This window comes from Cytobacillus firmus (assembly GCF_023612095.1).
GTDB lineage: Bacteria > Bacillota > Bacilli > Bacillales > Cytobacillaceae > Cytobacillus.
On record NZ_CP086235.1, the window covers coordinates 3,404,132 to 3,428,727 of the forward strand.

A 24,596-nucleotide genomic window follows, 5' to 3' on the forward strand; every position below is an offset into this window, starting at 1 on the left:
TTATTATACAAGGTTTTTGGGCTTTTACAACTACTTTTTTCTAAATTATTTTTGTTTGAAAAGATATATTTACAAACACTCGGATTTATACTATACATTTCACCTCCATTCCTATGGTATAATGCAAGCGATTGCACTTTGAAAGGGGAATTTTTAATGGAAAAGGCAGCCATCATACACTACCCTGCTGATCATTTTGTTTATCCTATCAGCAGGGAAACCTTACATATTAGACTGCAAACAAAGAAAGATGATATTTCTAAAGTTACTTTACTGCACGGTGATCAGTACTTATGGGCAGATGGTAAATGGCAGTATGAAAAAACAGATATGCAGAAATCAGGTTCTGATGGGATTCATGACTATTGGCATGCCTATATTAACCCGCCATTTAGAAGATCCCGGTACGGATTTCACTTAAAGTCCGGTGAAGAAGAATTAATTTTGACTGAAAAAGGCTTTTACGAGGAGGCTCCTGCTGATTCAGGTTATTATTTCAACTTTCCATACCTGCACCCTGAAGAAGTATTTCAAGCCCCATCCTGGGTGAAGGATACGGTCTGGTATCAGATTTTCCCGGAAAGATTTGCTAACGGAAATCCGGACAATGACCCTAAAGGTGTTCTTCCCTGGGGAAGTGAGGAGCCTTCTACGAATAACTATTTTGGCGGAGATTTTGAAGGTGTTATTGAACATCTGGACTATCTCGTGGAACTCGGCATTACCGGCATCTATTTCACACCTGTTTTTAAGGCATTTTCCAACCATAAATATGATACAATTGACTATCTGGAAATTGATCCCCAGTTTGGTTCGAAGGATACTTTAAAGAGACTTGTAAAAGAATGCCATGATCGGGATATTAAAGTCATGCTGGATGCCGTTTTCAACCATAGCGGATACTACTTCCCCCCATTTCAGGATGTGCTTGAGAAGGGAGAAACATCACCTTATAAGGACTGGTTCCATCCGCATAGTTTCCCTCTGAGAGGCGGGGAGCACCCTAATTATGAGACCTTCGCTTTTGTAGAGCAGATGCCAAAACTGAATACAAAAAATCCAGATGTGAAAAAATATTTGCTCAAAGTAGCCAGATACTGGATTGAAGATTTTGATATAGACGGCTGGCGGCTGGATGTGGCAAATGAAGTTGACCATCAGTTCTGGCGTGAATTCAGGCAGACTGTAAAAAACATCAAACCAGACCTCTATATATTAGGTGAAATCTGGCACAACTCTATGCCATGGCTGCGCGGAGACCAATTTGATGCTGTCATGAATTATCCTTTTACCACCAACCTGCTAAATTTAATTGCGAAGAAATCCATAAACGGCAGTGAGTTCGCCAATAATATGACCGCTGAAATTAACAGCTATCCTGCCAATGTCTATGAATCTGCATTCAATCTGGTTGGAAGCCATGATACACCGAGGATCTTAACGGAATGTGAAGAAAACAAAGACAGGGTAAAGCTAATTTACACACTATTATTCACCTTTATGGGTTCACCATGCCTATATTATGGAGATGAAATTGGACTAAGTGGTGTAATGGATCCCGGATGCAGAAAATGCATGGAATGGGATGTGGCAAAACAGGACCGTGAATTGTTTTCTCATATTCAAAAGCTTATCAAGGTTCGGAAGGAAGAAAAGCTGCTCGCAAATGAAGGTCATTTTGAATTTATCCAGACAGATCCTAATATAGTTGCATACCGAAAATACGATGATGAAAAAACCATTATAGTACTCGCCAACCCTGCGGATGAAAGTGCGGAATTTGTATTGCCTTATCCGCTAAAGGGTGTTAAGGTAACGAATATGCTTACAGACAAAGAATTTGCAGCTGAAGCGGAAAACCTTAAAGTTCAGCTTGATGGCTGGGGGTTTGAAATCCTGTCCTTCCCTGCAAGCTTCACTAAATAGGAAACCTGATTGAAATAAGGAAAAGTTTTTAAGGGCAAGACCTTAAGGCTTTTCTTTTTTCGTTTATATATTGTCGTGGGTCCCTCCTATTTACATGAGATTATTTACAAATAGGGAGAATAACCATGACTAAGAACCAGAAAAAAATGACATTATTTGCTCTAACCTGGCCGATTTTCATTGAAATATTGCTTCATATGCTCATGGGAAATGCCGACACACTTATGCTTTCGCAATATTCGGATGAATCTGTGGCTGCCGTCGGGGTGTCAAATCAGATCCTTTCGCTCGTAATCGTCATGTTTGGATTTGTAGCGACCGGGACATCCATCCTTATTGCCCAAAATCTTGGCGCAAAAAATAACAAAACGGCTGCTGAAATTTCGATTGTCTCCCTGGGGGCAAACCTGGTATTTGGGGTAATCCTCAGTATTCTTCTATTCGTATCAGGCAAACCGCTGCTCCGCATGATGGATTTGCCTGAGGAGCTACTAAGCCAGGCAAACGCCTACTTAGTCATTGTTGGCGGCTTTTCCTTTGTTCAGGCATTAATTATGACCATTGGGGCCATCATCAGAAGTTATGGATTTACAAGAGATGTTATGTACATTACTATCGGCATGAACATTTTAAATGTTATTGGCAATTACTTATTTATTTTTGGCCCATTCGGTTTTCCGGTATTGGGTGTAGAAGGAGTGGCCATCTCTACTGTCGTCAGCAGATTGGTCGGATTGGCTGCTGCTGTCGCTGTCCTGCTTAGAAGAACGGAAAAAGCACTTCCGTTCCGATTACTTTTCCGCTTTCCAAAGGAACATATCAAAGACCTTTTAAAAATCGGGATCCCTTCAGCAGGAGAACATTTATCCTATAATGGATCGCAAATGGTGATTACTATTTTCATCGCTGCTCTCGGAACAGAGGCTTTAACTGCAAAGGTGTATACGCAGAATATCATGATGTTCATATTCCTTTTCAGTGTGGCTATCAGCCAGGGCACACAAATCCTGATAGGCCATATGGTAGGCGGAAAGGATTATGAGGCAGCCTATAAAAGATGTATGAAAAGCCTGCGCCTTGCCATCATGATTTCATTCGGGACTGCGGTTCTTTTCTCCCTGTTCTCAGAAAAATTGATGGGCATATTCACTTCTAATCCAGATATCATAAAGGTTGGCAGTGTTCTCATTCTTTTGACCATCCTCCTGGAGCCAGGCAGATCGTTTAATTTAGTCGTCATTAACTCCCTTCGTGCAGCCGGCGATGTAAAATTCCCCGTTTATATGGGGATCTTGTCCATGTGGGGCGTAAGTGTTACCCTTTCCTATGTTCTGGGAATTCATTTTGGACTGGGTCTTGCCGGCATTTGGATCGCTTTTATTGCCGATGAATGGCTTAGAGGATTGCTCATGTTATGGCGCTGGAGATCCAGAGTCTGGGTGAATAAGTCGTTCGTGTCTTCAAAAGCAGTATAAATAAGAAAAGCGGCAACGGCTGCCGCTTTTTTTTAATCTGCAATATTTATATTATAATCCTTAAACCACACATGGATCTGTGCAAGGTGAGCTAACAGCTGGGGACCAGTCATGAGCTGCCCAAACCATGGTTCCCGGAATGAGTCACCTCCCGACTCAATAATATCCCTCAGCTGGCCGCTGTCAAAGAATTCATACAGTGCTGATGAGCGGTCCTCGAGGTATCCATTGAGCATTTTCTGGACTGCAGCTGTATATGCTGGATTATGCGTTTTGGGATAAGGGCTTTTCTTTCTGTATAACACTTCATTCGGCAGTATACCTTCAAGTGCTTTGCGAAGAATTCCTTTTTCGCGGTTTCCATGCATTTTGATCTCCCACGGAATATTCCACACATACTCCACAAGCCGATGATCGGCAAAAGGCACCCGTACTTCAAGGCTGGCCCCCATGCTCATTCTGTCTTTACGGTCCAATAAGGTCGTCATAAAGTAAATCATATTAATATAGAAAAGCTCTCTCCTGCTTGCGTCCTCCCTGTTCTCCCCGTCTAGCGAAGGAGTTTCGGAGATTGCCTGAAGATACTTTTCCATAGCATAACCCTGAAGGTTCAGTTTCTTCCTCCAATTTTCTTTCAATAGGCCCTGTCTGGCTTCGAGTGACCTCATCCATGGGAATCCCTTCCTCTTTAAGTCTTCCTCTCTATGGAACCATGGATAGCCGCCAAATATTTCATCAGCACATTCCCCCGACAGACTGACAACAAAGTCCTTTTTTATTTCCCTGCAAAACCATAGCAGGGAGGAATCGACATCAGCCATACCCGGAAGATCCCTTACATGCACAGATTCGATTAAATCCTCTGCCAGCTGCTTCTGGGTGATTATACTGCTGTTATGTTTCGTATTAAAGGTCTGGGACATCTTCTGTATAAATGCTCCATCAGAATTAGGCTGAAACTCATTAGCCTTGAAAAACTCATCATTTCCCTCATAATCTATCGAATAAGTGGTGAGTTGGCCCTTACCGTCTTTTTCGTAAGCTTTTGCAGCGATAGCTGTAATCGCACTGGAATCCACTCCGCCGGAAAGGAACGTGCATAACGGTACATCCGAAACCAGCTGCCTTGTCACAGCATCCGTAAATAGTTCCCTGACTCGCTCAGCCGTCTCTTCAACATTATCCTCATGAGGGGCACTTTTCACATTCCAATAACGCCATGCCTTCAGCCCATTTCTCGAAAAGATCAGCGCATGAGCAGGCCTTAATTCATCAATGCCTCTGAAAACACCCGATCCCGGAGATCGTGATGGCCCCAGTCCAAAGATTTCAGCTAAACCTTCCCTGCCGACTTCCGCCTTAACTTCAGGGTGGGCTAAAATTGCTTTTAATTCAGATCCAAATAATATGCCATGTTTCGTTTCCTTATAAAATAATGGTTTTACCCCTAAACGATCCCTGCCAATAAATAATTGTTCTTTCTTTTCATCCCAAACTGCGAATGCATAGATGCCATTCAAATATTGAAGGCAATTTTCTCCCCATTCTATATAAGAAGTCAGCAAAACCTCAGTGTCAGAATGGCCTTCAAACGAATATCCTTTTATAAGGAGTTCTTTACGGAGATCTTCCGTATTATAAAGCTCTCCATTATAGCAAATCGTATAGCGGTTTTGATGTTTTTCCCTAGTCATTGGCTGTTTTCCGCCTGCCGGGTCTACAACGATTAACCTTTTATGGCCGAATCCAGCATGAACATCTGTCCATATGTTTGTTTCATCTGGACCCCGCTTTGCCAGCGTATCCGCCATTTTGCCAACTGCTGCAGATTCTTTTCTCAAATCCTTTTGGAAGTCAATCCAGCCGGTAATTCCACACACATTACATCATCCTTTCAAAGCGGAATCGCATGGGCACATTTTTCATGATGCTATTGTATGCTGGGCCTTAAAAAAAGTTAATTGTCCACATTCAAGCGGTTATAAAAATCGCCAAAACTGTCTAAAAAGAAGTTGAGGAAGTTAATGGAGGTTTTATATGAATAGACAGCAGCGAACAAAGCTTATCGAATATCAATCCCGTGCTTTTACAGAAGGCACTGTAGAGTATATCAATGATCAATGGGTATTTTTTGACCATGAAACAGATGAAGCATCCATACTGGACGAATTCCTCCATCAGGAAATGGAGGTGTTCCGCTTTAAACGCTGGAAGAAAGGCACTTTATTCGAGGATGGCAAGGTGGCTTTTGATGATGAAACATTTCACTTGAAGAACCAGGATTCGATTCGCATTCGTAAGCATCTGGTTTTCTCTCTCGAAAGATTATTGGAGGAAATGAATGATGACGCCTTCTACCAGTTCGTAACCACTCTAAATTCCATGCAATTTTCGGTCTATGACTGCATTTATTGCTATAACCAGCTCGCATTTTTTAATGATAAAGACAGGAAAAGCGGTGTTAACTTCATCGTTTTTGATAACCAGGATCATATTTGCAATGTGCAGCATCATTTTTGCTATTATGAAAAAATGAGTGACCGGTTTGAATTTACCCTAAACAGCGGAAAAAGAATGGTAATTGAGAAAATTTCTTCATAAAAAAAAGCGGAAAAGCGTCTGGGGCTGGACAATAATCTAACTTCAGAATGAATATAAAGAAACAGCAGCCTGCCTTTGGTGGCAGTGCTGCTGTTTCTTTATGGCGCTAGCTGTGCGTTTGAACGTATTTTGATAGACCTTCCTCAAAATCTCTGGTCATAAGCGGCTTATGTATATAAAAGCCCTGTGCATAATGGCATTTCAATTCCTTTAAAAGCTCAATCTGCTCCAGTGTTTCCACCCCTTCAGCCACCACCTTAACGGAGAGCCCATGTCCCATGGTGATGATGGCTTTTACAATGGCAACATCAGATGTATTTAGTCGAAGGTTATTGATAAACGACCGGTCGATTTTTAATGTATTGATTGGAAGGTCCTTTAAATAACTTAATGAAGAATATCCGGTTCCAAAATCATCAATGGATACCTTGACACCGATATCCTGCAGAGACTGCATAACTTGTATACTGTACTCAACATTTCTCAGCATCGTGCTTTCCGTCAGCTCCAATGTTAAATATTGCGGCTCCATACCTGAAAGCTCCAATGCCGTCTTAACTTCCTGAAGAAAACCCGGCTGCTGGAATTGATAGGCTGACACATTCACAGAAATGGAAAGAGATTCATAGCCGAGCATTTGCCAGCGCCTATTTTGCTGGCAGGCCGACCTCAACACCCAGCCGCCAATATCCCCAATGAGACCAGTTTCTTCTGCAAGAGGAATAAATTCACCTGGTGAAACAAGTCCAAGTTTTGGATGATTCCAGCGGATCAGGGCTTCGCTTCCATATAAATTGCCAGTTTCAAGGTCGATTAATGGCTGATAGCATAAATAAAACTCATTTTTCTGCAATGCTTTTCTTAAGTAGCTTTCAAGCTCAAGTCTGACCATTGCCTGCTGATTCATTTCCATCGAGAAAAACGTGACCCTGTTTCCTCCCTGCAGCTTGGAGCGGTTCGTGGCAATATCTGCATTTTTCAGCAGTATGTGCTCGTCAGATCCATCGTCCGGATATAGGCTTACACCAATACTCGCAGTAACAATAAACTCCTGATCCGACTGAAATAAAGGATGGGATATTTCATCTAATATCTTTTTGGAGGCTTTCATAACTTTTTCAATGGTTGCTTCCCTCGATAGTACCAGGGTAAACTTATCCCCGCTGAATCTTCCCAAATAAGAACCGGAAGGCAAAACCCTCTCAATTCTTTCGGAAATTTCCTTTAACACCATATCCCCTGCAAAGTGCCCAAGACTGTCATTTATGATTTTAAAGCGGTCAATATCAATAGAAAGAACGGCAATTTTCTTCTGTTTCTTCCTGGCTCTCTTTAATTGCATTTCCAATTGTTCTGTAAACTTCATTCTGTTTGGCAGCCCTGTATCCCGGTCAAAAAAAGCCAGTTCTGTTATCTTCTCTTCAATTTTTTTCTGTTCAGTAATATTTCTGCCGATTCCATAAATGCCTACACATTCCCCATTAACCGTAATCGGAATATTTTTCAGCTGAAAGAGATTCTTCTCGCCGGTTTTTGAATCAATATATACATTATAATATTGCTCCTTTCCTCTTAATGCCCGATAAAAGTGCATCCGGACCCTTTGTACATCCATATCGCTCACATAGGAAAGAGCGGTTTTTCCGATTATTTCTTCCCGGCTGTATCCGAAAGTTTTCTCAAATGCCGGGTTGACACTTGTGAAATTCCCCTTCAGATCAGTTGAATAAACAAAGTCTGCATTATTATCAAATAGAGATTTATAATATTGTTCTGACATTTTAAGACTGCTGTTTAATGATTTAATATCATCCTGAGAAGCATGCATTAAATGAGTTAATGAAGTAATCGTATTAAATTGGGCGGTTTTTTCATAAACAAATTCATTCTGCTGTTCCTTCTTTGCTTCAGCACTATTTTCTGATAGAGCAAGGTATGTAAGAGAATGTCCGACCATCTGCGGATGTCCGCCTTTACGGCAGGATATTTCTCCATAAGAGAAAAAGCCGTTAGACGGAGCTATTTTCTGAAACATTGCCAGTTCTTTTTCCGTAAAGTCTCTTGCAAATTGCTTCCTGGCCATGCAATTGTATATAAATATGCTTTCAGGAGAAACCTGGTCAAGCTGTTTTAATTCCTTTAAAGACCGGTCAATAATGTCCTCCAGATTTGCATAAGCAAACGTAAGTGTGTCTCCTGCCTCAACCCTTCTGTTTACTTTAATTGCACCATTTTCAAGTAATTTTATAATAAAAACAGATACTTTTTCTCCACGGTACTGTAAAAGGAACGGGAATTCAGTACCTGATTTGGGCAGTTCCTTAATAAAAGCCTCTCCCAAATAGCGCTTTAAAATAGTTAAAGGCCTCTTATCGTCCAGGGAGTAGATGATAGATCCTTCTGCCTTTGTGACAGTAAAGCTTTTTCCAATCTCCTGCCACTGATAATTTTCAAAATGACGCACTGACAAATGGCCGCTTTGAAGGGCAACTGCCGCAAGCCCATCGCTGGTGATTCCCTCTTGAGTAAAAGAAAAACCCTCCTGGAATAAACCATTATCTCCGGCAAGGCCGCCGGAAATCACCATGTTCGGCTGGGTTTCATTTATCCCTTCCAGGAGGTCAGTGGAATCAACATCAAATCCTGCAGGAAAGATAATTACAGCTTCGGTATTAAAGATAGCAAGTTCCCGTGCCAGGGCTTTGCCCATTTCATAACTGTCTTTAAAATCGCTCCTGTTTAACAGGAAAGATTTTAATTCCGTTTTTTCAAAAATAGTAAAGCAAATGATTGTTTGTTTTTCCGTAATGCGCCCATCATGAATTTCACCGGAAGTTGAACAGCCTGCTATATGTGCAAAGGGAAGCTTATTTTTCAGTTCCTTTTGAATTTCTGCGATAAATAGGCTTTCAGGAGTCCCTGTAAAGACCTGCACAAGCAGATTCGGGTATTCAGTCAATTCATTCAAGTCTATAAAACTATTAAGCCCGCTAATATTCTTATATAAACATGTAATCGTCTGTGCCATAAAAAACCCACCATCATAGTAAGATCATTAGACCCGCTGATAGGATTGCTCCCTTGTACAGCTGAGACTGCAGATTCAAATTTTTATCCTATAGTTAGCTATAGTTTTAAATTACCATATTTAGTGAAGTCATGACATGACAAAATTAGAAAAAGCTGCCTTTTTGGCAGCCTTTTCTATAAATATCCATATTTACGTCATAAAGTGAAACTTCAATAAGTGGGGTGTGCTTTTCTCCCCACTTATTGTTAGTTGAACCAATCGGGCCTTTACGGGCAGTTTGACTTCCACTTGTCCTCCTTTGATTTCTCGGAGTCTTGAAGTGGGGTCTTACTGCCCGTTAGACTGCGATAAAAGTTAATGGCAATTTAACAAATCCTAAATATAGAACCAGGATTAGAGCGACAATGAACTGTCCCCATAAAATAGAAGTCTTTTTCCCTTTGACAGTACGGATGATAATCATTTCAAACATAGCAATTACCCAAATGCCTACTAATGACTTCAACACATAAAGAAGGTCGATGCTGTTAAGGCTGCTTAAAATCCAAACTCCTGTTCCAATGATTAGCAGATAAAATAATCTCAAAATCATGTGAACCACTTTTAAACCTTTTTGTTTGCCGCTTTTATGCAGTATAAGGGCAATAATAAATAGAACAAGTGCTAATAACCATGTTGTTATATGGGCATGTATCATTCCAGTGCCTCCTAATGTAAATTCGATATCATCATACCATATTGACTTTGAAATTCCTAAAGTTAAGATGCAGAAAAAGATTATCTAAAGGCAAATTTGTGAACTATTTATGACAAAGTGTGATATATATCATTGACACTCTGAAATTATAAAATAAATTCTTAAAAGCCTGTGTTTTTACACAGGCCATCTTTCTTTTTATTTCTCTATAACATTCGTCAGAGTTCCAATATTTTCCACTGTAATTTCCACTTTATCTCCCGGCTTAAGAAAGCGAGGAGGCTTAAAGCCCTTGCCTACCCCTGCGGGTGTTCCTGTAGCAATAATATCTCCAGGCTCAAGTGTCATGCCCTTTGACAGGACCGAAATGATTTCCTCGATTGGAAAGATAAAGTTTTCAGTATTTGAACTTTGTCGGAGCTCTCCGTTTACCTTTGTTTGAATGTCAAGCTGATTCGGGTTTTCAACAGCTGATTTATGGACAATCCATGGACCCATCGGGCATGTGGCATCCAGGCTCTTACCGATAAAAAATTGCTTATGGCGGGACTGCAGATCCCTTGCTGTTACATCATTAATGATCGTATAGCCAAAAATGTGTTCCAATGCTTTTTCCTTTGGAATCTCTCGTCCTTTTTTTCCGATTACTACGGCAAGCTCTCCCTCATAATCCAGCTCTGCAGTGACATTATTGTGATTCAAGACTGTTGCATCAGGTCCTATGACCGTTGTTGGCGATTTCGTAAAGACCATTATGTGCTCTGGAATATCTTCTTTGCTCCCCATCTCAATGGCATGCTCGGCATAATTCTTGCCTACACAAAAGATATTCTTATCCGGACGGGGAATCGGCGCTTCCAATGCATCGGAAGCGAGCGGGCGAAAGAGTTCTTCACTGCCAGGATTGCTGCTTAGCCAATCTGTTAAACTATGTACTTTATCAATGAACTTATCCCCTAAAGCAATACATTCCTTCAAAGTCGACGGCAACTCACTTTTGCCTTCCATTTTTTCTAAAGTTGCTTTTAGCGGAAGCACCTTAGTCCCGGTCTCGTCCAGTAAACCAGTGCCGCTTCCTGTGCTATCCTTAAAAGTAACAAATTTCAATCCTATCACCTCATTCTATTTTTCACTTTTTTAGTATAATATAAATTTTCAGTTTTTTGGACAATTTTAACCTTTTCTCTTCCAATTAGGGATCTTCAAATAAGTGAAGCTCCTCCAGAGCCATTCGACCGGTCCATAATAATAGCGGGCAATCCAAAAGCGGCTGATGATGACCTGCATAGCGAAGATGATCATAACTAACAGTGTCCCTCCAATTGCAGAGACCTTCCCATAGAAGCCTAATCCATAACTGTAAAAAATAAAAGTCGAGATAATGGACTGGAAAAGATAATTTGAGAGCGACAGTTTCCCAACATACGAGAGCGGCAGCAGGAATCCTGGTCCATGACTATTGTTTATCATCACTGCTATCCCTAAACCATAAGCAATAGCCAGCAGCGGACCTCCGAATATGTCCTGCATGTAATCCAGTCCCAGGTTGCTTTCCGTTATGTAAGGCAGTAATTTGAACAATAGCCCTGCAGCCAAAGAAATCAGCGTAATTCTCATGAGGAATGCCCGGTTTTTTACTGGCTCCTCAAGCCATCGCAGCTTGGCAGCACCTCCCCCTATTAAAAACAAAGGAAAAATAGATGCCAGCATGATAGGTAGTGAAGCAAGATTATTAACACCTGACCAATCCTGGATACGCTGTGAGGTAACCTCGGAAAAGCTTCCATTTTGATAGGCCTGTAAAGAAGCTAATGCGGCTTCTTTGTCATAGATTGACAGATCTTCAGGCGGAACAAACAGAACTGTTGCAAATAACAATAGAACAAATAGCAGATTGGGAATGATATAAAGCAATATTCCGGTTAAAAGCATATTTTTTCCGGACATTTTTACAAACATTAAAAAGATAAAGCCAAAGATTGCATAGTTTATTAAAATGTCCCCATGCCAAATAAGAAAAGCGTGAATGATGCCTATCAGCAGCAAAAGCGAAAATCTCCTTGCAGCCATTCCTCCGAAACCAAGGCCTTTGGCCATTGCCCTCTCCCTCAGAATGACTAACCCATAACCGAACAGCATAGAAAACAAAGGATAGAAGCTTGCCTGCACAAAGATATCGATAAACGCATAAGCCCCTTTATCTGCCGGACTGTCCCACCATTCAAAAGGATCAATGTACAGATATGGTGAATGGAAGGAAAGCATATTTACTAAAAAAATACCGAGAATGGCAAATCCTCTCATAATATCCAGCGAAATGATCCGATCCTTCTCCACAACCGGGCTGACTTGCCTGTCCATATAGTGCCTCCTTTTTTGTAAAGAAAATCTACCTTAATGATAGAGAGCTGTATTCTGCTTGTCCAGAAAAGAAATGCTCCAGCGCATGCAACTAGGCGCTGGAGCTGGACACTTTGAAAAAATCCCACTTTTCATTTAATTAACATAACGGTCTGTTTTCCCTTTTGACTCCCAGTAGCTGTTCCGAAGGTGGATTTTTTGGATTTTCCCTGAAGCCGTTTTCGGCAGCTCATCGACAAAAGTCACTCCTGTTACAGCTTTGAAGTGGGCCAGCTTCTCCCTGGTAAAACTGATAATCTCCTGCTCAGTCAGTGTATTCCCATGTCGCACGACTATAAAGGCATGAGGTGTTTCCCCCACTTTTCGTGAGGCACTGCTATGACAGCTGCTTCTGAGATGGCAGGGTGCTCGTATAAAACCCCTTCTACTTCGATGGATGAGATGTTTTCCCCGCCGCTGATAATAATATCTTTTTTCCGGTCAACAATTTCTAAATTGCCATATTCATCTACATTTCCCATATCACCTGTGTAAAGCCAGCCGTCCCGAATAGCTTCCATTGTTGCCTCTTCGTTTTTCCAATAGCCTTTCATGACCCCGTTGCTGCGGACAACTACCTCACCGATTTCTTTGCCATTATGGGCAACTTCTTCACCGTGTTCAGTGATTACCTTGACTTCACAGCCAATCATCTGATGTCCTGCCTTCGCTTTCATCCGGTACTGCTGGTTAAGAGGAAGTTGTTGAAGATGAGAACGAATCGTCGATACTGTGCTTAATGGAGATGATTCGGTCATGCCATATACCTGTATGAACTCCCACCCAAGCTCCTTTTCCACTCTTGTTACAAAAGCTGGCGGAGGGGCCGATCCAGCTATAACCACCCTGACATCCTGTTCAACAGAAGGAGCAAATTGTTCATAATGCTGCATCAGCGAATTCAGTACCGTGGGAGCCATATGCATGACGGATACTTTATGCTCCTGCAGGGTGTCAAATATCTTTTCCGGCGTGGCTTTTCTCATACACACCTGAGAAGCGCCATTTGCCGTGTAATAAAAAGGAGAACCCCATCCATTCACATGAAACATCGGCAGGACATGCAGCAATACATCCTGATCGCTGACTCTCAAATGATGCATAGTTGACAATGCATGCAGGTAATTATTGCGGTGGGTCAGCATGACACCTTTAGGATTGCCTGTTGTACCGCTTGTATATAAAAGGCTGCAAACGTCATTTTCGTCGAGGATCTCTCTTTGAAAAGGACTGCTGTCCTGGCTGCCTAGCCATAAATCATAATCGGTTTCTTCTGTATCTTCTTCTTTATAATGCACGATGATTTTTTCCAAAGTTTTCAGCTGATCTTTTACAGGAAGTATTAGATGGTAAAGGTCCTGATCTACAAACAGAATTTTGGATTCGCTGTGATTCAATATAAACAGATAGTCTTCCGGCTTCAGCCTGATATTTAGCGGAACCATTATTCCACCCAGCTGAAAAACTCCATAAAACCCCTCCAGCATTTCAACTGAATTGGGTGCCAGGTAAGCAATACGGTCCCCTTTTTGAATACCTGAAGCTTCTAAACCATGAGAGAGCTGATTAACCCTTGTGTTCAATTCCTCATATGTAAAAGTTCGATCATCTGCAAAAATGGCTTTCTTGGAACCGTAAAGGGACACAGCACGGTCTAAAAACTGCGTAAGTATTAATGGAACATTCATTTTACGACACCTCACAGAAAATTTTGTTAATTTTATATTATCACAAAAATTAAAACAGTTTCATCCTGATTTTGTCTGTTATATAACATTTTAGCGTCTCCTTGAATAAACGTACCACTGAGATATTATTGGGCTGATTAATCACATTCAGCAATTAGGCACATACGATATACAAGAAATCATTTTAAAGGGTGTTATGTATGCCAGCTATTGTGGGAGTCGCACAGGTCATATCGATCGGGAGCAGTTCTGTCTTCAATATTGGGGACGTATATAAAATCATGCCAGTTTCTAACGCCAAGACCTTTTCAGGTGCCGGATCGTTTAACACTGGGAATGGCCTGAATGTTTATAATCACCGGAGCACAACAAACACTTATGATTGTGATGGCGTGGATCAGGGCAATTATTTCAATGCTTAAAACGGGTGATACTATGAATTTTTATATACAGCAATCCATTCATATTCAATTCATAAAGATCGGCGGGATCACAAACTCTTCCGTCATGCAGATTGGAAGTGCAGGCATTATAAAGCCGGCGTCTTATTTGTATAACACTGGCGGCTTTACCGAGCCAGCACCTGAAGCAGAAGGTCCGGCGCCTGCGGGACCAGCTGGGGGAGTGTTTTTCTGTCACCTTCTGTACCTCTGACTGGTGCTCAGAAACGATAATATCATTTTTTTATAAGCGAGGTGGTGCGCTTGAATCAGCAATTAAATACCTATCTTCAGCAATTGCATGCTTTTGTAGAAGCACAGGAAAAGCAAATAAGGAGACTTGAAGCTGCGGTTAAAAAACTTCAGGAAGAAACTGAAGTTCTGAAAAGCCGTCCGCCAATGCAGGTCGATCGGATTGAGTATAAATTTGACCAGCTTAAGGTAGAGTCTCTTGAAGGTACTTTAAATATTGGCTTAAACCCTTCTGAGCTGCAGAACATTGAAGATTTTGCCGTAGACAACAAAAACATTAAAGCACCTGTTTCGCCTAAAACCCAGATGAAGAGAACGATGGAAATTGAAGACGCCATTTATCAGTATTTAGAACGGGAACTTCCGGAAATTACAGCTTCTGCCCAGAAAAAATTAAATGTCAATGTGGATGATTCGTATATTGCGTTTATCAAAGAAGATATCAAAAAGCAGCTGCCTAACCGGATTGACTTCTATATCCAGCAGCAGGCATCGAATCGCTCCGGGCAGGAAAATAACGAAGAGATTATCGAGCTGATAAAAAAGGAGATTCACAATGGGGTCTATGCCTTTATCTCGCATTTGCCGGAAAATATGAAGGGAATGAATAAAGAATGAATTATCAGGTATATAACAGAGATCTGTGCGTTGGCAGTATAAGAGTACTGGGTGTATCCAGTTCATCTGTTTTGATGGTGGGGGATACGCAAACGATCCAGCTGGCAGCCACTTTTGATACACCTCCTGAGTCACTTCTGGTAGGGCCATTTGTGCCTCTGACACCGGAGTAAGCTGCCTATGCTGCAAAGAACTTCATCTGTTGATAAAATCCATATTTACACCATTGCCTTTTCTTCTGTTTTTGAAATTGGTGACTCATGCTTTATTAAAGGATTCTCAAGGGCGATTGCTAACCAGCGTGAAGCTGAGTATTTTAATGCGAAGGAAGGGAATTTTTCAGTCTATCCTGTATTCAGTGAACCTATTCCTTTGATCCCTATTGAAGAAAACATAACGATGCAGACAACACAGCTCAATCCGATCATTCGGGTGCAGAACATTGATATTATCGGAGTTTCCTCCTCCTCTGTCATCCATATCGGGAACAGTGGAAACATTTCAATGGAAGCCCGGGTCAAGCATATCCGTCAGATTTATCCCAAAAACAGCGGAACGCAAGGATGAAAATTTCTCATAAAGGATGTTTTACATGCCAGCTATAATCGGACCGGTACAAATTATTAATGTCAGCGGTGGAATAGTTCAATTCGGAGACTCCCTTTATATTTCTCCGAAAAACAATTCCAAATCAACAACCGGACAGGGTGCCGCTAACACAGGCGGCTTTATCATTACAAACAATGGCCTTAGCGCCAGTAACGTACTTGATACCAGTCTGGTTGATCAGCCAAATGTTGGCAATAACTAATCGAAAGAGAGTATTATGGACGATAGCACTTTCGTTATCGTCCTTTTGATTTCCGTTCATGACCCTTTTCAGCTGATGTTCATTATAAATACATCTCCTGCACATACTCAAAAGCCGGCAAGTCTCCTTGCCGGCTTTTCCTATAACTTAATTGTATGAGCACCATCAAAGAAAAACAGGTATCTTTCATTGACTTCCCGTTTTAAAATCTGTTCCAATGCTCTGGTGTACATATCAATTTGTACTTTGTACCTGTTTTCAAGAACGGGTTTGGCTTCAGCAAACCCTCCCTTATAACGGCCGCTGATTCCATCCGTTTTATAATCCAGGAGCACCAAACCTTGCTCATCTTCGAATACACAGTCCACAATCCCCTGGATGAGAACAGGTTCATCTTCACCCTGCCAATCTGAATAAATTTCCCGGGCAGGGAAAGATAAACTGAATGGGATTTCTCGGCGTACCGATATAGCCTGAATCATTCTTTGACCCAGTTCAGTTTCGAAAAATTGCAAGATCAGCTGCGGCTCAATGCTGGCACGCTGCTCTTCCGTGAGCAATTCTTTCCTGACCATCTCATCCATTTTGGAGGATATCGTTTCCACTGTTGCAGGCCGGCTGAAATCAATATGCTGCATGACAGCATGCATAGCAGTACCCCGTTCAGCTGGAGAAAGTGATTTTTCCTGCATAAAGCGAGGTCGGCTGAGCATCGGTTTACTGATTTTACGAATTAATTCAGTACCGCTGTCTTCTTCAGAAAAAATCTCCCGCTGCCTTTTCACTTCCGAAACCGATTGTTTAGATCTGGCTTGAGCTGCCTGCTTATAGGTATATTTCCAGGAAAGCTGTTCCTCAACTTTATCCTTAAAAGCCGATTCTGCCGGAACAGTTTTTCCTTCATAAACCAATTTCAGCAAATCCGTTTCGCCCTCATTGGCTTCTTCCGGAAGAACAGCAGCTTCTTCACTTTTAATTATGGTTATATTCCAGCAGGAAGGGTGTTCAAGTATATCACCCGGGACAAGAGGATCCACCTGAACTTCCGCTCTCAATGCCTCACACTCCCGATGCCGGACAAGAGCCGGGCCAATCCAGTCCAGATAACTGTTTGCAGAAGCCCTGTCATACTCATTCAGGAGCCAGTCTTTATGTTCGGATACCTGCAGCCACTTATTTAATTTTTTATCTGCACTTTTGACAGACGATACCAGGTACAGCTTTTCCTTCGCCCTCGTTAAAGCAACATATAGAACCCGCATTTCTTCAGCCAGCATTTCCATTTTCTTTTTTCGTTTAAAAGCAATTTGCGGCAGAGAGGGGTACGAAATTCTCTTCTCGGCATTTACATATTTTGCAGCAAATCCAAATTCCTTATCAAGCATATATGGCTTTTTCAAGTCCATCGTATTAAAGTTGCGGGCAAGCCCTGCAATAAAAACAAAGGGAAATTCAAGACCTTTGCTGCTGTGGATCGTCATAAGACGGACAACATCTTCCTGCTCACCTAAAGCGCGGGCAGCACCAAGATCATCGCCTCTGTCACGCATTCGTTCAATAAACCTTAAAAAGCGGAATAATCCTCTGAATGAGGTTGCTTCATACTGTCTGGCTCTGTCGTACAATGCGCGAAGATTTGCCTGCCTCTGTTTTCCGCCTGGCATACCGCCGACAAAATCATAAAATCTGGTTTGTCTATAGAGATTCCAGATCAGCTCTGAAAGGGAACCCTGCCGCGCCATTACACGCCATTCTTCAAGAGCATCGAAAAATGGCCGGACCTTTTCATATAATTCTCCCGTTTCAAGGGTTGGGTGATTCCGGCAAAAAGAAGTTAATGCTTCATAGAATGAGCCACTTTTATTCTGGATTCTTATTTGTGCAAGCTCTTCTTCGGTCAGACCCAAAATAGGAGATCTCAGCACCGATGCCAGCGGAATATCCTGGTACGGATTATCTATCACTTTTAGAAGTGACATCATAATCGCTACTTCTGTTGCTTCAAAATAACCGCTGGAAAGATTGGCATAGACAGGGATTCCCTGCTGTTTAAATTCCTCCATAATCTGAGGAGCCCATGTCATGGAACGAAGCAGGATGACAATATCCCTGTACTTGGCAGGCCGTCCGGAATGAGTCTTTGTGTTGTAAACTTCTTTCCGATTCCCAATGATTTCTTTAATTTTAGAAGCCATATATCTGGCTTCGAGCTGTGACTGTGCTAAATCTTCGCTGTCAAAACCCTCATCCATGGATTCAGGGTCCGGTTCACTCTTTTCACTTCCTTCAAGGTCAATAATAGCAAGCTCAACAGGCTGCTCCTGATCCTCTGAATAGGGAGCTCCTTTAATAAGTTCAGCTGCCTGGTCATACTCTATTTCACCGACAGACGTCCCCATAATCTGCTTAAAGATATAGTTGGTCCCCTGCAGAACTTCTTTACGGCTTCTGAAATTTCGCGCCAGATCAATTCTGAGTCCTGCTCTTTCTCCATCCCGGTCAAACCGCGTGTACTTGCCCAGAAACAGATTAGGCTCTGCAAGGCGGAAACGGTAGATTGACTGCTTAACATCCCCTACCATGAATAAATTTCCGTTCTCTTCTGAATCTGCCGTTACCAGCTGCAAAATAGCTTCCTGAACCATGTTGGTATCCTGATACTCATCAACCAGAACTTCTTTGAACTGATTTCTGCAGACAAGAGCCGCTTCTGAAGGCAAAAGCCGTCCCTCCTCATCTGTTGATGAAAGAATGTCAAGGCAATAATGCTCAAGATCCGCAAAGTCAACAAGCCCTTTTTCAGTTTTAACCTGATCAAAGCGGATGGAAAATGCTTTAACCAACCTGACAAGCTCTTCAATATGGGGCTTCATTTCCGCCATATCACGCATGAAGCTCTCCTGTCTGCGGAAAAACAGTTCTTCCTGCAGGCCGGTTATGATTTTCTTGGCCTGATCCCTGAGTTTTTTTGCTTTTTCGATCAGTCCTTCATCATATTCATCGCCCTTACACGTTTTGGCTCTGCCAAAAGACCATGATTGCATCGCTTCATAGAGCATCGTCCATGAATCATTTTTCGCTTCAATTAGTGTATTTACAACATGCAGATCTGCGATAAAGTTCTCTGCTCTCGGAGCCGGTCCCCCTGGAAGCTTGGTCAGCTCAAGCCCATATTCAAGCAGCTGCTTGGCTCCTTTCAGCTGAAGATCAATATCCTCCAAAAGCGAACGGACAAATGGAAGCTGCTCGAGACTGCTGACGCCGTTCACATTGTACATCTCAACAATTGAATCAAGATATTGATCAGGCGAAGGGTTGGAACGGGCAAAATCGTATAAGTCCCTTATTATATCCTGAAGGGCAGTGTCACTTCTGTCATTTGTAAAAGTGTCAACAAGTGCAAAGAATCCTTCATTTCCCTCTTTGCCGTATTCATCTTCAAAAAGCTCTTCGAGTACTTCATCCCTCAAAAGCTGTGCTTCAGTTTCATCCGCAATCCGAAACGCCGGATCAATATCGGTCATGTAGTAATATTTGCGTATCATCTCTAAGCAAAATGAGTGCAAAGTCGAGATGGATGCCCTGTTTAGTAAGCTTACCTGCTTTCTGAGGTGAGCAGATCGCGGATTATCATTAATAGCTTTTTCAAGAGCCTCGCCGATTCTGTGCCTCATTTCTGCTGCGGAGGCATTTGTAAAGGTCACAACAAGCAGTTCATCGACATTAATAGGATCTTCATCTGCGATAATCTTATTGATAATCCTTTCAACCAAAACAGCGGTCTTCCCTGATCCGGCTGCTGCAGCCACCAGGATATCCTGACCCTTGGCCATGATCGCTTTCCATTGGTCATCGGTCCAGGTTGTACCTTCCGGCTTAGGCGGTATGGTCACTTTCATCTCCCTCCACCTCCTTCTTGATGATTTCAATCATGTCTTCTTTTGGTTTAGGGGTAAATAATCTGTAATCATTTGTTTCAAGAGATTCATCAAATTGGCATACAGATTTGTAGGCACAAAATGTACACGGTGTTTTTTCCTTCATTTTATATGGGGTAATTTCAACATTGCCCTCAGTAATTTTATTGCCTGTATTCCTATACATTTTTCTTACATAGCTGCGCAAATAATCGAACTCCTGCTTGCTTGCTACTTTAGACCTCTTAGAAAGGGTGCCGTCCTTTTTGAATCCCGCTGAGATAATGGATGAGTCGCCTGTCTCAATAGTCTGGTCCATTAACCTGATTACATTTTCTTCTCCGAGCAGGAGGCCATTCATTTTGAATTTCTTATAAAGTTCCTGCTCTATATCCTCCAATGTCAGCATTTTTGAAGTGCTGACGATCGGATTATGGACATGGAAGTAAAGAACTCCTGCCGGATCGGCTTTTGTTCCAATTAAAGAGCTGGAATGGGCAATTATGATGTCCAGATATGTCAGCATCTGCAGAGCAATGCCGTAGTAAACCTCACTTACATTCAGATCCTTGGAGCTGGATTTATAGTCAATTACCCGTAAAAATGTCCCGTTGGCATCCTGAGCCTTGTCTACTCTGTCAATTCTTCCGACAAGCTCCATTTTAGCCCCGTTTTTAAGAGGAAAAGCAAGCGAAGGAAGCTCTCCTTTAGGACCAAACCCCAGTTCAAGGCCCACCGGCGAGAATCCGCTTGATTTGGCATGCTCGCTGATGACATAGGAAGCTCTGCTGATAATTTGCTCAAGCTTTCTCTTAATATAGTGATGCCTGTTCGAGCTTAAGAGAATTTCATTTTGAAGTTTAGGAGCAAGCATTTCAACCGCTTCTTTTGCAAGGATCTCACACTGTTCCCTCGTCATATCTGTCCATGAAAGTTTCTGAGTCATAACTGTTTCTGCAATAAATTTTAAAGCAGCATGGAAAAGATCCCCGATATCCGGTGCCTCCAGGCGGTATACCTGTCTTTCCCGCAGCCTTAGTCCATGCTGTGCAAAATGGGAAAATGGACAGCTATGGAATAATTCCATTCTCGAAACACTCGCCTGAATATGGTCGCCATACAATTCCTTACTGACGTCTTCACCAAGCTGAAGTGTCCTGTTTTCATAATTAAGGCTGGAAAGCACCTTCAATGCAGGCCTTCTCCACTGCTCATTTTTAAGGTAATAGTTATAAACATCCCACCAGAGGTCATAGATTGGATAGCTGCGTTTTTTGAGCTGAAGCTGTGAAGTCAAATACGATAATGCTGTATTAAGGTTATCAGCATACTCCAGCTGCTCCGTTTCCTTAAGCTCTGCCGGATCAGACATGAAGGAATGATGCCTGCAATCAGGAAATAAATCTCCCAATCTCTTAATCAAAGGAGACGGCATAAGTGCTTTACCTTCTTCATTTGCCAATGGATAGCTTATAAATAGTTTTTCTGATGGAGTAACAAATGCTTTATAAGCTATAAATTCCTCATCAAGCAGACGTGTGCGGCTTCCAGGCGCCAGTTTCATTCCGTTCGTGTTCAGCATTTCCCTGTCGTCATCCGCCAGCACACCATCCTCTGAGAATTTGGCAGGAAGTACTCCTTCATTCAGCCCAATAACAAAGGCAGCTTTAATATCAGTTAGCCTCGATCTTTCCAAATCGGCCGCCATAACCTGATCAATGGCAGGCGGAACAAGCGTAAAGCGAAGCGACTCCAGTCCGGCATCAAGAATGGATGCAAAGCGCTTAAGGCTCACTTCTTCTTCACCAAGCATTTCCACATATTGATCCAGAAGCTCCATAATGGCATTCCATGCTTGTCCATGTTCCCTTGACTTAACAAGGTTCCCTTTATCCTCCTGAGCAGTTTTCCACTTCTCAATCTTCAGAGGAACATCCAATTCTTCCATGTATAGAAATAAAGCTTCACACAAACTGCGGCCATCAGCAGCCTTTCTCAAGCGCCTGTGCAGCCTTAATATTGGGCCTGTAATCATTTCGCGCAGATCATTTAACTCATCTTCTACTTTTTTCTCGGCATCTGTCTGGGCAACTGCTTCAAACTCCAGCCCTCTGATTCTTCTGTATGTCCATCTCTTCTTTTTCGTCCATTTGTCTCCTTGAATGCCATAAGCAAGAACATAGTTCTCAAGTCTGTCCATTTGCTCACGAAGCTTTCCGGGGTTTAGCCTGGACGGAAAAATCAGCTCTGTTTTTATAGCTCTGAAAATCGGTTCATAGCGCCAATTCCCATTGATTATCTCAAGTGTTGACCGGATTAACTCAACGAGCGGGTGATTCAGCATTGTTCTTTTCTGATCAATAAAAAATGGGATGTCATAGTCACGGAACACTGTTTCAATCATGTCATGATAATCCTGGCCGTTTCTTGCCAGTACGGCAATATCACGGTAGCGATACCCATCAGTGCGAACAAGCTTATTAATTTCCCTGGCAACGCCCTCAATTTCGGCCCTCCTGCTGACAGCCTGTCCAATGTGAATGTCCGCTTCTCCTGTAAATGCCTCTGCAGGCCTGCTGTCAAAATGAGCCTCAAGATGCTTAAGTGAAGGCTTGATCCACCTTTTTTGCTCGGAAAGGAGCATCTCTTCCACATCCAGCCTGTTGCGGGAAGCCAATTCTTTGATTGTCTGATAGTTCTCTCCAGGCATTCTGAATAAATGAAGCTCATCAGAAGCATTATTCTTAAACGGCTGGTCAAGCGTTAGTGTGATGGTAACGTTTTTACACTGCTTCATCAGCTGTTCAACAATTGCATATTCCTGTGGTGTAAAGCTGTAAAAGCCATCTATATAAACCTCAGCATTTTTTAGATACTCTGAATGGGAGGCTTTTTCCGCAAGCAGGCGGAAATAATCCTCTGAATCTGTATATTTGCCAGAAAGGGATTCCTCGAAATTTTTATAGATTATCTCAAGATCATGCAGCTTGTCCTGGAGTGCCTTATTTGACTTCCCGCTTGCCGAGAGCTGATTTTGCCTTTCCGCCAGTTCGTCGGGAGCTACACAATATCGTTTGAATTCGGTCATTATTTGTTCTACTTGCTGAATAAAGCCATTTTTGTCTGCAGCCCTTTGAAAAAGCTTAAGATCATCCTTTTTATCTTCAATGATTTTGCGGATCAGCATGCTGATGCCTACACTATTAAGATGGTATCTGCTCATGCCTCCCGTTTCCTGAAGAATTCTCCATGCGAGACGCGTGAAAGAGTATACCTGGCTGCGGATCATTCCGCCCAGGCCAGGTGTTGTTATTAATTTATATTCTGAAAGGAACGTCATTTGTTCCGGCACTAAATAAATGATTGGATCTCCATCCGGATTAAACCGCAGTTCATCACGGATTTGGTTAAGGCAGTATTCCGTTTTACCACTCCCGGAACGGCCTATCAATAAACGTACGGTCATAATTTTCCTCCTTAAAAAAGCTCTCTCTCTATCATTATTTTATCATATAAGCTGTTCAAATTTTTGTATGGGGTTCTTCAAAATTGTGGAAATGACAACTTTCCTATTCGAGGTTTCGTGCATAAAGTATATCGGCAGGTGATAAGGATGATTTCAAAACAGGTCCTGATTGCAACTTCAGTCATTTTGACAGTTACAGGCATTTTTGTCGCCAGCAATATTTATACACTGATCCCAATTTACGGGGAAATCGCAGACTCATTTAAAGTAAATGAAAATCATATTGTGGCCGGGGAAGTCTTTTTGCATTTTTTTATGCTGCCGGCCTGTTATTCTTTGGACCTGCTTCCGATACATTTGGCCGACGCAGAATTATTATTTCAGGTTTGTTTGCTTCTGCTTTGTCCACTTGTGCCGTCGGGCTCTCCCCTAATGTAGAAGCTCTCTATATAACCAGGTCGATTCAGGGGTTGACTCTTGGGAGCTTTGCTCCTGTTGCCTTCGCTTATTCCTTTGATCTTTTTCAGCCGAGGAGCCGCACCCTGCTGCTTGTTTTTATCAATACAGGATTCCTTGTCGCCGGCATCCTTGGACAGCTGATCAGTTCGACAATTACTTTTTATTTTAAATGGAACTATGCTTTTTATTTCTTTGCGTCTTGTTATTTAATTCTTTTCCTAGTATCGTATAAAATACTTCCAGGCACTTCTCCTCCTTCCAAATCAGGGGTTTCCGTTATTTCTATTATGAAAAAACTATTAATGAACGGAAGCCTGCTCCAAAGCTATGCTATTACCTTTACTTTGCTGTTTACCTTTGTAGCTTTTTACGATGCAATAGGAAGGAATTTCGAGGGAACCATGGAGGAGCTGTTCACATTAAGAGCTGTGGGACTAATCGGGGCGCTGCTGTCGCTCTTTACGGGAAAATTAATTGAGCGGATTGGTGCCCATTTGACATTAAAGCTTGGTTTACTTATAGGAATCTTCAGCATCATTAATATGTTTTTCTTCAGCAGCACCATTGCATTAATGGCTATTTCAATAATGTTCGTGGCCTCTATATCTCTTCTTGTACCCACAGTTATCACACTGATTGGCATGATTGCAGGAGCTGATCGTGCAAAAGCGCTTTCTCTCTATTCTTTTTTCTATTAACCGGTGCAAGCCTTGCGCCGCCGGCGGTTATGATTCTGGAATATCATGATGTACTGTTTCTGCTTCTTGCCTTTTTTCTTACGAATATCGTTCTAAGCTATTTCTTGTCAAAAGAAA

The 24,596-nt window shown here is 42.1% G+C and carries 18 protein-coding genes and 1 pseudogene; 11 read left to right on the forward strand and 8 right to left on the reverse strand.

Annotated features, from left to right (window positions below; all coding sequences use genetic code 11):
* The first annotated feature begins 156 nt into the window (after positions 1-156).
* Together LLY41_RS17125 and LLY41_RS17130 are read left to right on the forward strand one after the other, a co-directional pair.
* Positions 157-1,926 carry an alpha-glycosidase gene (locus LLY41_RS17125; RefSeq protein WP_304585947.1) on the forward strand — a complete coding sequence of 590 codons (1,770 nt, stop codon included), beginning with the start codon at positions 157-159 and terminating at the stop codon, positions 1,924-1,926.
* A 125-nt stretch (positions 1,927-2,051) separates the two neighbouring features.
* A complete protein-coding gene (locus LLY41_RS17130; protein WP_304585948.1) occupies positions 2,052-3,401 on the forward strand; it encodes an MATE family efflux transporter in 1,350 nt (449 codons plus the stop codon).
* Between the two features lie 32 nt (positions 3,402-3,433).
* Here the strand turns inward: LLY41_RS17130 and asnB are convergent, their stop codons facing one another.
* Positions 3,434-5,281, reverse strand: coding sequence for an asparagine synthase (glutamine-hydrolyzing) (asnB, locus tag LLY41_RS17135; protein WP_304585949.1), 1,848 nt, complete (start codon positions 5,279-5,281; stop codon positions 3,434-3,436).
* 157 nt (positions 5,282-5,438) lie between these two features.
* Here asnB and LLY41_RS17140 point away from each other — a divergent pair, with 157 nt between their 5' ends.
* On the forward strand, positions 5,439-6,002 hold the full coding sequence (locus LLY41_RS17140) for a DUF2777 domain-containing protein (RefSeq protein ID WP_095243871.1): 564 nt from the start codon (positions 5,439-5,441) through the stop codon (positions 6,000-6,002).
* Between the two features lie 106 nt (positions 6,003-6,108).
* Here LLY41_RS17140 and LLY41_RS17145 read toward each other — a convergent pair whose 3' ends face one another.
* The 5 genes and pseudogenes from LLY41_RS17145 to LLY41_RS17165 form a co-directional block, all read right to left on the reverse strand.
* A complete protein-coding gene (locus LLY41_RS17145; protein ID WP_304585950.1) occupies positions 6,109-9,030 on the reverse strand; it encodes an EAL domain-containing protein in 2,922 nt (973 codons plus the stop codon).
* A gap of 340 nt (positions 9,031-9,370) precedes the next feature.
* Positions 9,371-9,730 carry a YisL family protein gene (locus LLY41_RS17150; RefSeq protein WP_095243869.1) on the reverse strand — a complete coding sequence of 120 codons (360 nt, stop codon included), beginning with the start codon at positions 9,728-9,730 and terminating at the stop codon, positions 9,371-9,373.
* A gap of 198 nt (positions 9,731-9,928) precedes the next feature.
* Positions 9,929-10,837 (reverse strand): fumarylacetoacetate hydrolase family protein, encoded by a 909-nt coding sequence (locus LLY41_RS17155; RefSeq protein ID WP_304585951.1) that lies wholly within the window; start codon positions 10,835-10,837, stop codon positions 9,929-9,931.
* A gap of 66 nt (positions 10,838-10,903) precedes the next feature.
* Positions 10,904-12,091 carry a DUF418 domain-containing protein gene (locus LLY41_RS17160; protein WP_304585952.1) on the reverse strand — a complete coding sequence of 396 codons (1,188 nt, stop codon included), beginning with the start codon at positions 12,089-12,091 and terminating at the stop codon, positions 10,904-10,906.
* A 135-nt stretch (positions 12,092-12,226) separates the two neighbouring features.
* Positions 12,227-13,818 (reverse strand): annotated as a pseudogene (locus tag LLY41_RS17165) (long-chain-fatty-acid--CoA ligase).
* 200 nt (positions 13,819-14,018) lie between these two features.
* Between LLY41_RS17165 and LLY41_RS17170 the strand changes: the two are divergent.
* Genes LLY41_RS17170 through LLY41_RS17195 form a run of 6 tightly spaced genes read left to right on the forward strand, consistent with a single transcriptional unit; the run spans position 14,019 to position 15,939 of the window.
* Positions 14,019-14,240 (forward strand): spore germination protein, encoded by a 222-nt coding sequence (locus LLY41_RS17170; RefSeq protein WP_095243865.1) that lies wholly within the window; start codon positions 14,019-14,021, stop codon positions 14,238-14,240.
* Positions 14,241-14,253: 13 nt separating this feature from the next.
* Complete coding sequence (locus LLY41_RS17175; protein ID WP_304585953.1) at positions 14,254-14,472, forward strand: spore germination protein GerPB; 219 nt, start codon at positions 14,254-14,256, stop codon at positions 14,470-14,472.
* 44 nt (positions 14,473-14,516) lie between these two features.
* Positions 14,517-15,128, forward strand: coding sequence for a spore germination protein GerPC (gerPC, locus tag LLY41_RS17180; RefSeq protein ID WP_370460122.1), 612 nt, complete (start codon positions 14,517-14,519; stop codon positions 15,126-15,128).
* On the forward strand, positions 15,125-15,301 hold the full coding sequence (locus LLY41_RS17185; protein ID WP_061792801.1) for a hypothetical protein: 177 nt from the start codon (positions 15,125-15,127) through the stop codon (positions 15,299-15,301). Before gerPC ends, LLY41_RS17185 begins: the two co-directional genes overlap by 4 nt.
* Before the next feature lie 7 nt (positions 15,302-15,308).
* Complete coding sequence (locus tag LLY41_RS17190; RefSeq protein ID WP_304585954.1) at positions 15,309-15,695, forward strand: spore germination protein GerPE; 387 nt, start codon at positions 15,309-15,311, stop codon at positions 15,693-15,695.
* Positions 15,696-15,720: 25 nt separating this feature from the next.
* Positions 15,721-15,939, forward strand: a complete 219-nt coding sequence (locus tag LLY41_RS17195) for a spore germination protein (protein WP_095243861.1) — start codon at positions 15,721-15,723, stop codon at positions 15,937-15,939.
* 140 nt (positions 15,940-16,079) lie between these two features.
* Here LLY41_RS17195 and addA read toward each other — a convergent pair whose 3' ends face one another.
* Together addA and addB are read right to left on the reverse strand one after the other, a co-directional pair.
* Positions 16,080-19,838 carry a helicase-exonuclease AddAB subunit AddA gene (gene addA, locus LLY41_RS17200; RefSeq protein WP_304585955.1) on the reverse strand — a complete coding sequence of 1,253 codons (3,759 nt, stop codon included), beginning with the start codon at positions 19,836-19,838 and terminating at the stop codon, positions 16,080-16,082.
* Positions 19,816-23,322 carry a helicase-exonuclease AddAB subunit AddB gene (addB, locus tag LLY41_RS17205; RefSeq protein WP_304585956.1) on the reverse strand — a complete coding sequence of 1,169 codons (3,507 nt, stop codon included), beginning with the start codon at positions 23,320-23,322 and terminating at the stop codon, positions 19,816-19,818. Before addB ends, addA begins: the two co-directional genes overlap by 23 nt.
* A gap of 147 nt (positions 23,323-23,469) precedes the next feature.
* Between addB and LLY41_RS17210 the strand changes: the two genes are divergently transcribed.
* Entirely contained in the window at positions 23,470-23,760 is a 291-nt protein-coding gene (locus LLY41_RS17210; protein WP_304585957.1) for a hypothetical protein, read from the forward strand.
* Positions 23,649-24,479, forward strand: coding sequence for an MFS transporter (locus LLY41_RS17215; RefSeq protein WP_304588051.1), 831 nt, complete (start codon positions 23,649-23,651; stop codon positions 24,477-24,479). The genes LLY41_RS17210 and LLY41_RS17215 overlap by 112 nt, the downstream gene beginning before the upstream one ends.
* The last annotated feature ends 117 nt before the right edge of the window (positions 24,480-24,596 follow it).